The following is a 14,350-nucleotide window of genomic DNA, read 5'->3' as shown; positions in this document are numbered from 1 at the left end:
TTTTATTTTATAAATCCAGCTTCTACGATAGCTGAAATCCTGTCTTGATTACTTGTTGTGAAAACTTTTAAGTCCTTATTTATTTTTACAATATTATCTTTAGATTTTTTATAATTCATTTTCCCATCCGAATTAAAAAAAAGCCATTGATCAATTGGTATTACAGCAAAAGTTAGGAAGTTGTGGGTGGCTCTCTTTTTTGGCCTTATTATTTTTTCTTTTAATTTAGGATCTTCTAAAAATAAATGTCTTAAATCATTATATATCAATTCAATATTATTTTTTTTTAGTTCTTTTTGAAATTTCTTGTAAGAAGGTCCTTTTTCCTCTCTTAATTTATTCAGATCAACTTTAAGCTTTAAGTCTAATCGATCAAACTGAAGATATACGTTCGTTTTTTGGGAATCGAATACGTAGTCATTTGAATAATAAGTTCTGTTGCCAATACTATCATTATAATTCCAATTTGTAAAAACTTCGTCCTGTTCTAATCTTGTATAAAAGGCTTCAATAATATCGTTTCTAAAACCATTTTGATTTTCTTTTGAAATGTACTTTTCAAATTCTAACTTTACTTGTAGTCTTTCAAAATTTAATTGATAAAAGTCCTGGAAATATGGATGAATAATTTGCTTTTGATAAATGTGGAGAATTTTGTGTAAATCTTCTAATGAAAAATATTTCCATTTACCATTAACATTGGATTTAGAAAAAACATTTTTAGCTTCGTTTCCAGTTTTAAAATATATACAAATTGGATCATTAAAATTATTACTGTTACAATATTCTGTTGCAATATCATAATACTTTTCTAGCTGACCCTTGCCTGCAGCACTATTCGTTTTATCTTCTATAATTATTAATATATTTGAATTAATTTCAATCCAAATATCAATTTTGTGTACTTGTTTTTTTACTTCGATTTCTCTTATATCAATTTTACCATCTCCTATGAATTGGTATAATATATCTAACGATAGCAAGTGTAATTGTTTAAATTCAGAATTATCGTATTTCTTTGCTGCGAATGAAAATAACCAACATAAAAAAGCATCTTGGGATAATTCTTTAGTTGCATACTTAAAAATATTTGGTGCAGTTATTTGCGTCATTTTCATCTGTATTGAAATTGTTGCAAATATTCGTTTGCTATTAAATTACTAATATTGTTTTTCATTGCTTGATCCATTTCGATTTGCTCTTTTTTCTTAAATTCTTGCACCACCAATTGTAAAAGATAACGTTTAAAAAATGCTTCATTTTTAATCAAATCTTCTTGTCCTTCCAGTTTGTCATCAACCTGTTGCTTTACTTGCATCAATGCCTTGTGTAATTGCATTTCTTTGGCATTAAGATCTCCTTTTTCGCTCAGTCGTTTATGGATTCTGGAGTATTTTTCATCGTTTTCGTATTTGGCTTTTAGTAAAGCATTCTTACGATTAAGTTCTTTGGCTTGATCGTATAATTTTTGCAGAAGATGCATATTTTCAATCATATCAGATTGATTGATTTCGCTCAGGTTTTTCTTCTTGAAAATTCTTTCTAATTCTTGTCTTAAAGTTACAAACTGAGGATCGAATTGATCAAAATTATTTTGTAATGATTCTCGTGCTTTGCGTAAGATATTTTTAAACTCATCTGCCAATACCAATTCGCTCTCATCAACTTTAATGAATTGAAAAATAATATCTTCTAGGGCAGTATTCAATAAATTTTTTGAAGCTTCTTCATTACCAATACTTTCTACAAAATTAAGATTATCCAATCTGCCTTGAGCTTCAATTAATAATCGATTCCAAATTTCAAAATCCGCAATTCCATCCAAAGCTTCATAACCATTTACGGCAATAATATTCTTTAATTCTTTGGCAGTTCTTAACGCTTTTATTAATTGTGTAAGCTTACTCTTATCGTTAATTTGTGCAATCTGTTGGGAGAAAAGTTCTCTATTTTGGGTGTCGTAATGAAATAGCGTTTCTTTTATTTCTTTAATCTCTTGCTGGATTTCTTCTTCTGTTTTGAATAAGTAAGAATACATTTCCATTTCATCGCCAAGCTGATCTTGCAATTCATCAAAATACAATTTATTGGTACGATCGAATGCCTTGGAAATATCCGCAAAATCAACAACGTAGCCGTACTGATATTTTTTGTAAGGGCGATTAACTCTTGTCAATGTTTGCAATAAATTGTGATCTTGAATTACTCGCGCCAAATACAATTTTTTCAAACGCTTCGCATCAAAACCTGTCAGCAACATATTATAAACAAACAGAATATCAACTTTAGCTTTTTTGTAAGCATTGATTAATTCTTTACGAATAGATTTGTCATTTTCATCGTGAAGAATTAAAGCTGAAGTCAGTTTAACTTCTTCATCTCGTCCATATCTTGCTCTTGGCTCAGCAACCATCAATAAACTTGCATCCGTTTCTTGCTCACCATATTTTTCTTGGAACAATCGAAACAATTCTTTCGCTTGATCTGCAGAATCACAAACCACTAAACCACCTAAAGTAGTATCTTCTAAATCTTTTCTGAATTTGATTAAATCTTTGGTAATATAATCCAACAAAGGTTCTGCAAATTTAGGATGTGCATAAATATTTCGGGTCGTAATATCGCCTTGTAAAACTTTAATTTGATCCATCACCTCTTTCATTTCTATCTTGAAGTTTCCTTCAATTTGTTCCCGAATCAAACGCAGAGTATAACCATCTGCGATGGACATATTGTAGTAATATTTGTGAAAATAATTACCGAAAAGCATTTTAGAATCATATTCTTTAGCCACTTCTTTCAGCAGCGGAGTTCCTGTTAAAGCAATAATTACCGCATTTCTATCTGAATTAATCAGATTTGCTAAATAATTTCCTTTAGGATTATAACTTCTGTGCGCTTCATCTAAAAAATAAACCCGTTGAACATTAATATCATACTCTATATTTTTAAAAACTGTCGCATCTTCCGAAAATTTCTGAATATTAACCACGGTAATTTCTGGCACTCCACTGTCATTATGCAACGCACCAATAACCTGTAAATCTTTGATAAAATCTTGTTTAGAATTAACAGAATTGACCTTTAATCCGCGATTATTAAATTCACTCGAAGCTTGAATAAGCAAATCAATACGATCTACAATAAAATAAAACTTAGGAATTATTCCTTTTTTGGAATAGAAATCTGTAAGATGTTTTACATTAAAAAATGCCAAAGCCGTTTTCCCCGAACCTTGTGTATGCCAAATGATCCCTTTGTTTTGTCCTGCTTCCAATTTTGCGGCAATGGCTTGCGTTGCAAAAATTTGCGGATAACGCATAATGTGTTTTTGGTAAGAAATTTTGCCTGTATTTTCTTCCTCTACATAAGCGATCGAATAACGCAGAATAAACTGCAACCTTTCTTTACTAAATAACGAACTTAAAATTCGGTTGGTTGGCGTATTTTCTTGTTTATTGGTAATATATTCAGGGCTATTTTTTATGACAACTAAATTATTGTCTTTTAGTAAATCATTCTCCGTTTTTTCGTCAATAATTCCCAAAGTTTGCTTTACAGGATAATCTAAATCTTCTCTGAAATAATTAAAATTGACTTGTTCATAAGACGGCGTTGCATAAAATGCGCCAAAAATTGGCTCCACAATTCCGTCTTCATATTCCATATTATTAGAGAAAACCAACAATTGAGAAATATTTACAAAACGACGAAATTGTTTGTTTTTAAAACGAGTATTGATTCGGTTACGTTCATTAATTACCCCTTCTTTATTATGTGGTTTTTTAACTTCAATAAATGCGAAAGGCAAACCATTAATTAAAACTGTAATATCTGGTCGAAATTCTTCATCGCCTGCTTTACAACTTAATTCTGTCGTAATATGAAAACTATTATTATTAAAATCCTCAAAATCAATTAATTTAACTCCTGAAGTGGCAACCAATCGTTCATAAAACTTTTTCCCTAAATCTTCATAATCCAATTCAAGATTAATGTCGTCTAAAACACGTTTTGCTTCTTCTTCCGTTATTCCATTTATTTTTGAAATTTGTGCAATGAAAATTTCAGAAAAAATATTATTATCCTCAATTCTATTTTGTTGATTTAGTGGAATATATTGATAACCTAATCGCAGCAAATGCAGCAAAGCGGGTATTTTAACTCGTGAATCTTCGTTGAATTTCATTAGGTATTAAAGTTTTTTGAGATGTTAAATATAACCAAAAGAAATCAAAAAATATTAAGCGTTCAATCACTATTAATCAACTTCTTTATACTTTAGGAATATTGTACTTATTTTCCAGTTTTACTCGCATCATACCCATCTTTAAACCTTAAAAAATCTTCTGCTTTTTTAGGATTATTCTTAATCCATAATTGCATCAATTTAGTATTTTCACTCAAAGTGTTAACCTCACTTTCATCATATATTTTTTTCCCTTCACCAGCAATTTTATTTAAAATATCTGCACGAAGCTCACTTTTTGATCGAATACTTTCTTTATACCAGTTCGTAGCAAAGTTGATAGAAATAACTAAAATCATAATTCCTAAAACCATCGTCCCTAATCCGAACCATGTTAAGGTTTTCATTTCTTTTATTTTTGAATCTATCTTTTCAAAATATCCTACTGTTTCTGGTGAAAGAGCCGCTTCGATTGTGGTTGGAATATTTTGTAAAAATTCAGTTCTTTTTACAGATTCTAATTCATGAAATTTCATTGCCTCTTTGTAGATTTCGCCAACCGCTTCAAAATCCAATTGTGTCTGACCCATCATATTAAAATGATCCTCGAACGCAAATGCTAATTTTGAATAATTTTCAATTCTATCATTATTTGATTTTATATTCTCCTCATTTGATTTAATTACATTCTCTAAAAGTTCGAAACCATCAGATTTAGATTCTTCAAATTGATCATTGTTTTCCATTGTTATTAATTTTGATTTATCGTTTAATTTTTTCTTCTTTTTCCACCATTCATCTTCCGCTTGTGAAACATAATTTGGCTTTAGAACGTCTTCGACTGCGTCCAAAGCAATCTCTAATACATTTTCATTCTTGTTACTGGCAGAAAAAACTGATGATTGTGCGACAATATTTACTAAATTTTCAATGTTTTGATAATCGACACCAATTGCAGAAAGAGAAAAACCATCGTATTTATTATAAAAAAAGCCATCTTTATCTTTGCTTCCAGTTGTAACTTCCCGTCTTTTGATCCAGACATCCTGAACTTCATTCTTTTGATTTGGTCTGAATTCGGTTTTATACTGAACTTTTATTGCCCATCCTTCTCGGTACAAACTTTCCCGCAGTTCTTTCAAACTACAAAATGCTTTTAATTGCTGATCCACGATATTTTTTAAATCAAAAAAAATTTTGATCTCAGCAATTTTGAGTGTTGAAGAAATCTCCGAAAGTTTATATCCTGGTTTGTATTTTCGCTGGGTTTGATGATTGATATCGCTCTTCAAAATAATTCGCATTCCCGAAATTCCAATCTTTTCATTTTTAGAAAGTTCAGTTACAAAGCCTCTTTTCTTCATTTCTGAAATTAGTTCATCAAAACTATTGGAGCATTTCAAACTGTCAGTAAGATTTTTCATCATAAATGCTTTCTTATCAATTCCAATCTCAACGTCAGTTTTTAGATTTCTCTCCTTGCAAATTTGCCGAATCGCATCACCGAATCGCTTTCCAACATCGTGCGCTTTTACGGTACACTTTCCATTGATGTCAATCCGATTCGCAATGAAATGAATGTGTTTCTGCTTCGTGCTGTTGTGGATATCCAAGCGGTATTGGTTTTTGTCGGTTACTCCAATTTTATACAACGCTTCAATTGCAATTTCAGTTAATTCTTCATCTGACAAAGGTTTTGTAATTTCATTCGGTGGAGAAATATAGCCAGTCAAAGCCCACTTTTTTACATTTGAATTTCTATCTGCAACGGTTTTCATTTCCTGGTATTGATGTTCTGGATTGCTACTCAAAAGAAAATTAGAAGCTGCACCAATCGCCATTCCTTTGTCATTCCCATTATATTCTAAAGCGATTTTTGAAATAGCTCTAGTTGTTGCGGAATTATTCATTTGTATGCATTTTTGAATATAAATATTGATACATTAAATCATTTGTAGTTTCAATTTTATCTAAAATTTCTTTCTTATTTTTGAACACACTCCACTCTCGATGACGCAAAAGATTGGTAATCTTTTTAGAGTTATTTGCATATTGAAGTAGTATATCATCAGTCTGATATTCCTTGATTTTAAGTTCCTTTTCAAGGTGAACCATTCTTGAATAAGTTGATAATTTTAGGTTGTATTTTTGCGCTTTTTTTAAGCTTTCTTCATATTCAAAATCAGGTAATCTGAATGAAATTATTTTTCCCAATTGAGAATTATTTTTCTTTTTCAAACCACCTTTTCTGCCTAAATCTTGGAAGTATTTTTTTCTTTTTTCAGCAGCAACTTTTTGCATTTTTTGCTCCGTTGATTTTGTGATTATATTCTTTAAAAAATCATTATTTCTATTTTCCATTTTATGCTTCTATTATTTTATTTCAATTGTATTTCTGACGATAGGAAGAAATCAAAAAATCCCATTTTTACAAAATAGCGTCCAACGCTTTTTGTAAACATTGGGTACTTTTTGCACTACCATCCTACCATATTTAACCGGAATTTGTTTTACGCAGGTTATTGTAGGTTGCACCTGAGTAAAAAGAACACAGGTTTAAACCTCATACAATTTTTAAAAATTATTTTTATCTGCTATTATTTCAATCACCTTCTCCTGCATTTCAATTGCCTTTCATTCGACGGCTTTTTATGAATTAACCAATCATTCAAATCTTTAAAACTTGAATATAAAATCCGACAATCTTTTGCCTTTTCATTTTTACTTTTTATCATTTCAACGGCATGATTTCCTGCTCCATCATTATCAAAATAAAGTTCAATATTTTGATAATTACCTAGATTATTTTTTATTTTATTTACCATTGAAACTGAATTCAAAATGATATAATCTGAAGGTTCTTTTTCTAAAAATTTTTCTACATTTTTAAAGGAAAGAAAGTCAAAGAAGCCTTCGAATATTCGGATTGAATTGGAGCCATTATTTATGGTTGAAATGTCTTTTTTACCCAAACAGATTTTAGAATAAGCGTTCCGGATTTCGTATCCATCAGAATCATTTTTAAAACCTATTCCAAAATAATTTTTATCGTTCATTCGGTAATGAATTTCATTTAAAAATTCAGTTTGATTTTCTACTCTCCTTTCTCTCAAATATTCAAAAAGTGCAGGATGTTGAATATTTTTTACTTCAGTTATATCATAAGTTTTATCAAGATTTTCTAATTTTCGGTTTGGAATTCTGTGATTTTGAAAAGAAGAAAAATTTTGATTTTCTGTCCAATCTAAAATCTCGCTTATCGAAGTATTTAAATATCTCTTCATAAAATCGATGTTGTTTCCGCCGATTCCGTCTGAAAATAAATACCAAATATTGAGACTTTTATTAAGTTTAAAAGAGGCATGGTTTTCTTTGGAAAATGGATTGAGATACCACGCTTCTTTTTCCGATTGTTTTGTGGGAAGGTGTCCGAGAGAAAGCAGGACTTCTTCCAACAATATTGTATTAAATTGTTTGCAATTCATAGTTGTGAAATTTCTGGGTTTGATTAATCTGATTTTTTGTTAATTTGTTGAGAAAACATTTTAACTTGTTGATATAAAACAATATACTCTCTCAACAAAAGCTCAACAATTCAACAAACTTGACTTTTATCGCTCAACAAACGTTCAACAAAAAGTTGGGTTGAAAAGTTTGTTGAGGATTTTGTTGAGACTTAACTACTTGATTTTATTTTCATTATCAATTAATTCAACATTTCAACATATTTTTGAAGAACAAAATCTTTTTTTATGGTGAAAAATCGTCCAACTGAATTATTTTGATAAAATATTCCCGCAAAATCAATGTCGTATCTGATGTAGGTTAAGCCATTATTTTGTGGATTTAATTTCCAGGTTTCTTTTAAGACATTTCGGATGTCATTTCTCGTCCAGTATGTTGGCCTGAACATTCTGTTCATCATATTCAGTAGATCTTGCGGAACGACATTAATTTCTTCGTCGTCGTTGCTTTCAAAAAACTCATACAGCAATTCAATAATCTTCGATTCTAACTTATTGTTATTCTTGAAAACTAATTTTTGAAGTGCTTTTGTTCTGATCTCCTCAGCAGAAAACCACATCCTAGTTTTTTTCTGAGTTGAAAATGGTCTTTCAATTAAAAACTGAAGGAAATGAGGGATTTCTGAAATAAGATTATTTAGAAATTCGGTATTTTCAGTTTTTATAGGATTAATTTTTAGAATCCAGAACCTGATTTCATTTTCATCAATTTGAATAAAATTTTCTTCGTTATTGGAACACAAAATAAACTTGGCGAAAAAATCAATCTCTTCTCTGTCTTTTCCTTTTGCTTCCAATTTGTCCTTGTTGGTTGTCGATAGGTATTTTAATCTTTCCGTAATTTCTTTTTTATCAAAGAACACTTCGTCGATTGCCACAACTAACATTGCTGCCCAATCACTATTAAATTGACTTCCGAACGAATCTCCTTTAATGTAAGTCATATTCAACCCGAAAATTTCTCTTAGCCATTTTATGAAAGTTGATTTACCAGTAGATCTTTCTTTACTAACCAGACAGAGAATCGGGAGGATTTGAGTAGGATATTGCAATAGTATTTTCAAATAATCCAAACCCAATTGAAATTGTTCACCGAAAATATGCTGCACAAAATTCAAAGAAAAAGGGATTGAGTTTTTCAAGTTTCCATTGTCAGATGAAGGAGAAAATGGAATTTCATTGTAAATATTATAGAAACCATGTACTATCTGTTGATAATCTAAATGTTCAGGAATACAGCAAAAGCCATCATATTTTGGGATGGATGAAAGAAAAGATTTTCCGTGATCAGCAACGATCGTTTCTCTATTCCAACGAACCAAAACAGAGGTCTTATCTCCAGAAATCAGTGGCCTTTCTATTATTTTATAGTAAGTGGTTCCAACTCTTATATAGGGGATTTTTTTACTCATTTTTGTAGATTTTGATTAAACTCCCCTACTACCTTTTTACAATTTTTTTTAAAATTAACTTCGGCTTCAGACTGAATCTCCTGAAGTGTTTTCTTCTTCCCTTTAGTAATCCATTCCAATAACTCGTCTTCAAAAAAATAGATTTTCTTACCATTTTTATAGCAGGGAATCAATCTTTTCCGCACAAGCGTGTAAACTGTAGGTTTCGCTTTACCGATAATTCGGCAAGCTTCTACAATGTCTATTGGAATTCTTTTTTGAGGAATTGGAGGGATTTCTTTTCTTTCTACAAGAAATTTAATTTCCGCTATTTCGCTAACCAGATGCGCAACTGCTCTTGGCAGGTTTTCAAATGAAATGTCATTTACTTCCATAACTATCGTTTTTAATTGTTATGGTGCAAATAAAAAAAGTGTTTTCCCTGTGTCGCATGGTACACGGAGAAAACACTTTAAAAACACAGCGTTTAGTAATTTTTTCTAATCAGAAAGAGATTCCTTGATGGTAATTATTCCTTTCATTTCATCGTCTTTTAAATGTCGTTTTATACTTTCAGGTTCTACTTCTTTCAAAGATTCTGAAAATATTTTTTTTAGAAACACAGCAGTTTCGAATTGGTTTCGCACATTAAAATGTTTCCATATATTCCACCCGAAATGATACAAATCTAGGTTGGATAATTTCTCGATTTTGATTGGTTTAATGTTGTCCAATTTATTTTTCTCGGAATAGAGCACAACGTAATTACAAAGTGATTTTAAATCATCTTCTGAAGTGTAAAGCGCAAACTGATTTTGGGTGTATTTTATCGCAATATTTTTTTTGCCTTGGGCATTTTGATCAATTATGTTTTGTTGCTCTTGTCTTATATTCTCAAGATTTTCAGTTGGAATAACATCTTTAGTAGAATTTTTAGAACTGTTTTTTTGAGGTAGTATTTTTCTATTTTTAATAATTCCGTCTAGAAATAAAACGATTAATGCATAAAGGATTACACCTAAAGCAGTCACGCACCAGAAGATAATATTTGCAGTGTAATCATCGACACCTTTATCAAGAAAAGCCAATCTTGCCAAAGCGCCTAATAATAAGCACGCAGAAACGACCGTCAAATGTTTTACTATATGTTCAAAATATTTAAAATTCATTTTATAAATTTTTTAAATGAATAGCGGACGAAGCTTTATTTTTCTTTTCATCAACAACCTTTGCGTAAACCTGTGTAGTTTTTACGTTGGTATGACCAAGCATTTTACTGACGGTGTAAATATCAGTTCCACTGGAAAGTTGTAATGTAGCGAAAGTATGACGGAAGTTATGAAAAGTTATTTTCTTGGTTATACCTGCGCTTTCAATCCATTTTTTAAGTGGTCGAGAAATCCAAGCTGGGTTCGTTAAATCTTTAAAAACTAAATCATTTGGTAAACCTGCTTCACCACAAAGTTGTAATGCTTGTTTAGACATTGGCATATATTCCACACCTTTTGTCTTTTTTTGAGTAAAGTTTATTCTTGCTTGATCTTTTTCACGACTTATTTCATTCCAAGTTAATTTTTGAATATCGGAATGCCGCAGACCTGTTAACGCCGAAAAAAGTGCTGCACGTTTTAAAACATCAAGTTCACAAGGTGTTTCCACTAAAGTATTGAGTTCTTCCAACGTTAAATATTCTCGTCTCGATTCCTCGTGCGGAATTGCTTTTATTTTTGCAGAAATATCAGTTGTAAAATATCCATCGATAAAAGCTTGTTTTAATGCGGCTTTGAAAACAGAAAAATAAGTTGAAGCCGTATTTTGAGAAATAATCTCTTCCTTATTGCTACCACTTTTTGCGGTCAACAAGTATGATTTAAAATTTTGTGAAAATTTTAAATCAATCTGTGAAAACATAATCGTTTCACCACCGAAATCTTTTAGAAATTCTATGGAGCGATACCAGTTTACCTTAATAGATTCGGAGTTATTTTTATGTCGTTTGTTAGTAAGCAGGTCAAAATACCTCACAAAATTCTCCTGAGATTTCTCTTTCTGTTCTACTTGAATTTTGTCGAGTTCACTATAAAGTTCAATATTATCATATTCTCTCTGACGTAATTTACGCATGGAATCTGCATAAAACATTGTTTCACGGTCGTTTTCACTTTTGCAAACTATAATTCCATTATCATCTCTTTTGGGTTTAAATGAAACTGAATTTTGTGTTGTTCGTGCAGGTCTTTTCTTGTCAAAATCTACGGTTGTGACGCTCCGGTTCAAATATTCCCGAATTCTTTGAACGTCATTTTTACCAGGAATCATCACGGGATAACTTTCCAAATAAATAAACCATTCTTTTCGGAATTCGGCTTTACGTAGTCTCACGGTAACTTTGGTTTTTAATAACTCTTTCATTTTCCGTCAAAAATTTTATCAATTAAATTTTTAGGTACATAAACGAAACTTCCAACTTTCATTGTCGGAATTTTGTTTCTTCTAATTACGCTGTTAACAGTTGCCGGATCGGCATGGTATTTTTCACTTATCTCAGAAATCGTGTAACAAGTACCTATTTTAAAAGTGGGTTTTTCAGGTGCTTCTTTAGATTTATCTGGAACTTCAACAGCTGAAAATAAAGCTTCAAAATCTGATCGCTTTACTCGCGTCAATCTTGAACCTAGATTAACTCCAGTAATAATTCCTCTTTTTATATATCTGTGCACCGTATCTTTAGAAATCCCAAACATAACGGTCGCTTCAGACACTGAAATAAATTCCCGAGATTGAACTTCTGCGATTTTAATTGCATAATTTTTCAAAAGTGTTAATTTTTCAATCCTTTCTTTTTCGAATTTTTTAATTTCTTTTGCTGCTTTATTATTGCAGGAAATAGAACAAAAACGGGTCATAACTGTTTTTGCTTCAAATGGTTTTGAACAATGCTCACAAACCCTCGGTATTTTTAATTTACTAAATCCCATTCTGTAATAACATCCTGCACAATCTCTCTTTTTTCGAGTTTAAATATCAATTAAGGCGCATAAGGCGCACCTACTATCAAAATATAGCTCGGTACAAGTAAGATACAAAAATACGATAAAAATCGATTAAAATCACCTATTATTGAAAAATGTTAAAAACAAAAAAATCGCTGTAAACATTAAGTTTACAGCGATTTACTACTTTATTTCAATCGATATTAATCGATGATAATTGCTATTTATTTGACTTCTTCGAAGTCAGCATCCTGAACATCTTCTCCGCCTTGGTTTCCTTCAGGGCTTCCTTGTGCTTGGTCAGCACCTGGTTGTCCTTGGTTTCCTGCTGCGTACATTTCTTCAGAAGCTGCCATCCAAGCTGCGTCTAAAGCTTCAGTTTTGGTTTTTACAGTGTCTGTATCTTTTGCTTCGAAAGCAGTTTTTAATTCTGCTGCTGCAGTTTCTACTGCTGCTTTTTTGTCAGCTGATAATTTGTCACCAAATTCTTTCAATTGTTTTTCTGTTTGGAAAATCAATCCGTCTGCTTTATTGAAGATTTCAACTTCTTCTTTTCTTTTAGCATCAGATGAAGCGTTTTCTTCAGCTTCACGTTTCATTCTTTGGATCTCATCATCTGAAAGTCCTGAACTCGCTTGGATTTTAATAGTTTGTTCTTTACCTGTTCCTTTATCTTTAGCAGAAACGCTCAAGATCCCGTTGGCATCAATATCGAAAGTTACTTCGATTTGAGGAACTCCTCTCTGTGCTGGTGGAATATCAGATAAGTCAAATCTTCCGATTTCTTTATTGTCATTAAACATTGGTCTTTCACCTTGTCCAACTCTAATAGAAACTGCAGGTTGGTTATCACTTGCGGTAGAGAAAACTTCTGATTTTTTAGTTGGAATAGTTGTATTAGACTCAATTAATTTAGTGAACACAGAACCCATTGTTTCAATACCTAATGAAAGTGGCGTAACGTCTAATAAAAGAACGTCTTTCACATCACCAGTTAAAACTCCACCTTGAATAGCAGCTCCTAAAGCTACAACCTCATCTGGATTAACTCCTTTTGAAGGGGTTTTTCCGAAGAATTTTTCTACTTGCTCCTGAATGATTGGGATTCTTGTAGATCCACCAACTAAAATAACCTCATCAATATCTGAAACAGAAAGACCTGCATCTGAAAGCGCTTTTTTACAAGGCTCCATAGAACGTCTTACCAAGTCAGCTGCTAATTGTTCGAATTTCGCTTTAGTCAAAGTTTTAACTAAGTGTTTCGGACCTGTTGCAGTTGCAGTAATATATGGAAGGTTGATTTCAGTTTGTGCAGAAGAAGACAATTCAATTTTTGCTTTCTCAGCTGCTTCTTTTAATCTTTGAAGAGCGATTGGATCAGTTTTCAATTCAACACCTTCTTCAGATTTAAAATCACTTGCCAACCAGTTGATAATTACATCATCAAAATCATCACCACCTAAGTGAGTATCACCATTTGTAGATAATACTTCGAAAACTCCATCTCCTAAATCAAGAATAGAAACGTCAAAAGTACCACCACCTAAATCATAAACTGCGATTTTTTGGTCTTTGTGATTTTTATCTAAACCATAAGCCAATGCTGCTGCAGTAGGCTCATTGATAATTCTTTCTACTGTTAAACCAGCGATTTCACCAGCTTCTTTAGTTGCCTGTCTTTGTGCATCATTAAAGTAAGCAGGAACTGTAATTACCGCTCTTGTTACTTCTTGACCTAAATAATCTTCTGCAGTTTTCTTCATTTTTTGAAGAATCATGGCAGAGATCTCTTGAGGAGTATATTCTCTGTCGTCGATTTTTACTTTTGCAGTATCGTTAGGTCCAGCTACTACTTTATAAGGCACTCTGGAAACTTCGGATGCATCATCTTTAAAGTGTGTTCCGATAAATCTTTTAATCGAGTAAACTGTTTTAGTAGGATTGGTTACTGCTTGTCTTTTTGCAGGATCTCCAACTTTTCTTTCACCATCTTCTGTAAATGCTACGATAGAAGGAGTTGTTCTTTTACCTTCTGCATTTGGGATTACCACAGGATCTTTCCCTTCCATTACGGCAACACATGAATTGGTCGTACCTAAGTCAATTCCAATTATTTTGCTCATTTTAGTTATATTTTTAGTTATTATTTAAATTAATTTTTACAGTCAGAACTTCTCCAATTTTATACCACAGGAAAATTTATGACAAATTGACAGATTTGATTTTCATTTTAAATAAAAAAAAGACATCTTA

The 14,350-nt window shown here is 31.6% G+C and carries 11 protein-coding genes; all 11 read right to left on the bottom strand.

The window, feature by feature from the left end:
* Positions 1 to 2 precede the first annotated feature (2 nt).
* A complete protein-coding gene (locus Q73A0000_RS15445) occupies positions 3 to 1,112 on the bottom strand; it encodes a PD-(D/E)XK nuclease family protein (protein ID WP_208458787.1) in 1,110 nt (369 codons plus the stop codon).
* 2 nt (positions 1,113 to 1,114) lie between these two features.
* Positions 1,115 to 4,189 (bottom strand): type I restriction endonuclease, encoded by a 3,075-nt coding sequence (locus Q73A0000_RS15440; protein WP_193811812.1) that lies wholly within the window; start codon positions 4,187 to 4,189, stop codon positions 1,115 to 1,117.
* A 107-nt stretch (positions 4,190 to 4,296) separates the two neighbouring features.
* Positions 4,297 to 6,099: a relaxase/mobilization nuclease domain-containing protein gene (locus Q73A0000_RS15435; protein WP_193811811.1), complete on the bottom strand. Its 1,803-nt coding sequence runs from the start codon at positions 6,097 to 6,099 to the stop codon at positions 4,297 to 4,299.
* Positions 6,092 to 6,550, bottom strand: coding sequence for a special sigma factor (locus tag Q73A0000_RS15430; RefSeq protein ID WP_193811810.1), 459 nt, complete (start codon positions 6,548 to 6,550; stop codon positions 6,092 to 6,094). Before Q73A0000_RS15430 ends, Q73A0000_RS15435 begins: the two co-directional genes overlap by 8 nt.
* Before the next feature lie 245 nt (positions 6,551 to 6,795).
* A complete protein-coding gene (locus tag Q73A0000_RS15425; RefSeq protein ID WP_193811809.1) occupies positions 6,796 to 7,674 on the bottom strand; it encodes a toprim domain-containing protein in 879 nt (292 codons plus the stop codon).
* Positions 7,675 to 7,895: 221 nt separating this feature from the next.
* The gene (locus Q73A0000_RS15420) at positions 7,896 to 9,125 is read right to left on the bottom strand and encodes a primase-helicase family protein (RefSeq protein ID WP_193811808.1); all 1,230 of its coding nucleotides are present in this window, start codon (positions 9,123 to 9,125) and stop codon (positions 7,896 to 7,898) included.
* Positions 9,122 to 9,499, bottom strand: coding sequence for a helix-turn-helix domain-containing protein (locus Q73A0000_RS15415; protein WP_193811807.1), 378 nt, complete (start codon positions 9,497 to 9,499; stop codon positions 9,122 to 9,124). The genes Q73A0000_RS15420 and Q73A0000_RS15415 overlap by 4 nt, the downstream gene beginning before the upstream one ends.
* A 105-nt stretch (positions 9,500 to 9,604) precedes the next feature.
* Positions 9,605 to 10,273 (bottom strand): mobilization protein, encoded by a 669-nt coding sequence (locus tag Q73A0000_RS15410; protein ID WP_193811806.1) that lies wholly within the window; start codon positions 10,271 to 10,273, stop codon positions 9,605 to 9,607.
* Position 10,274: 1 nt separating this feature from the next.
* Positions 10,275 to 11,516, bottom strand: coding sequence for a site-specific integrase (locus Q73A0000_RS15405; RefSeq protein ID WP_193811805.1), 1,242 nt, complete (start codon positions 11,514 to 11,516; stop codon positions 10,275 to 10,277).
* Complete coding sequence (locus Q73A0000_RS15400) at positions 11,513 to 12,010, bottom strand: helix-turn-helix domain-containing protein (protein WP_244140759.1); 498 nt, start codon at positions 12,008 to 12,010, stop codon at positions 11,513 to 11,515. The genes Q73A0000_RS15405 and Q73A0000_RS15400 overlap by 4 nt, the downstream gene beginning before the upstream one ends.
* Before the next feature lie 311 nt (positions 12,011 to 12,321).
* The gene (dnaK, locus tag Q73A0000_RS15395; protein WP_193811803.1) at positions 12,322 to 14,220 is read right to left on the bottom strand and encodes a molecular chaperone DnaK; all 1,899 of its coding nucleotides are present in this window, start codon (positions 14,218 to 14,220) and stop codon (positions 12,322 to 12,324) included.
* Positions 14,221 to 14,350 lie beyond the last annotated feature (130 nt).

The organism is Kaistella flava (ex Peng et al. 2021), assembly GCF_015191005.1.
GTDB classification, from domain to species: Bacteria; Bacteroidota; Bacteroidia; order Flavobacteriales; family Weeksellaceae; genus Kaistella; species Kaistella flava.
The sequence above is the reverse complement of the archived record's forward strand: the minus strand, read 5'-3'. Positions and strand labels throughout refer to the sequence as shown.

Coding starts and splice junctions, on each gene's coding strand:
- Q73A0000_RS15435 (WP_193811811.1), bottom strand. CDS start 6,099: ATGAATAATTCCGCAACAACTAGAGCTATTTCAAAAATCGCTTTAGAA.
- Q73A0000_RS15405 (WP_193811805.1), bottom strand. CDS start 11,516: ATGAAAGAGTTATTAAAAACCAAAGTTACCGTGAGACTACGTAAAGCC.
- Q73A0000_RS15420 (WP_193811808.1), bottom strand. CDS start 9,125: ATGAGTAAAAAAATCCCCTATATAAGAGTTGGAACCACTTACTATAAA.
- Q73A0000_RS15425 (WP_193811809.1), bottom strand. CDS start 7,674: ATGAATTGCAAACAATTTAATACAATATTGTTGGAAGAAGTCCTGCTT.
- Q73A0000_RS15415 (WP_193811807.1), bottom strand. CDS start 9,499: ATGGAAGTAAATGACATTTCATTTGAAAACCTGCCAAGAGCAGTTGCG.
- Q73A0000_RS15445 (WP_208458787.1), bottom strand. CDS start 1,112: ATGACGCAAATAACTGCACCAAATATTTTTAAGTATGCAACTAAAGAA.
- Q73A0000_RS15400 (WP_244140759.1), bottom strand. CDS start 12,010: ATGACCCGTTTTTGTTCTATTTCCTGCAATAATAAAGCAGCAAAAGAA.
- Q73A0000_RS15410 (WP_193811806.1), bottom strand. CDS start 10,273: ATGAATTTTAAATATTTTGAACATATAGTAAAACATTTGACGGTCGTT.
- Q73A0000_RS15430 (WP_193811810.1), bottom strand. CDS start 6,550: ATGGAAAATAGAAATAATGATTTTTTAAAGAATATAATCACAAAATCA.
- dnaK (WP_193811803.1), bottom strand. CDS start 14,220: ATGAGCAAAATAATTGGAATTGACTTAGGTACGACCAATTCATGTGTT.
- Q73A0000_RS15440 (WP_193811812.1), bottom strand. CDS start 4,189: ATGAAATTCAACGAAGATTCACGAGTTAAAATACCCGCTTTGCTGCAT.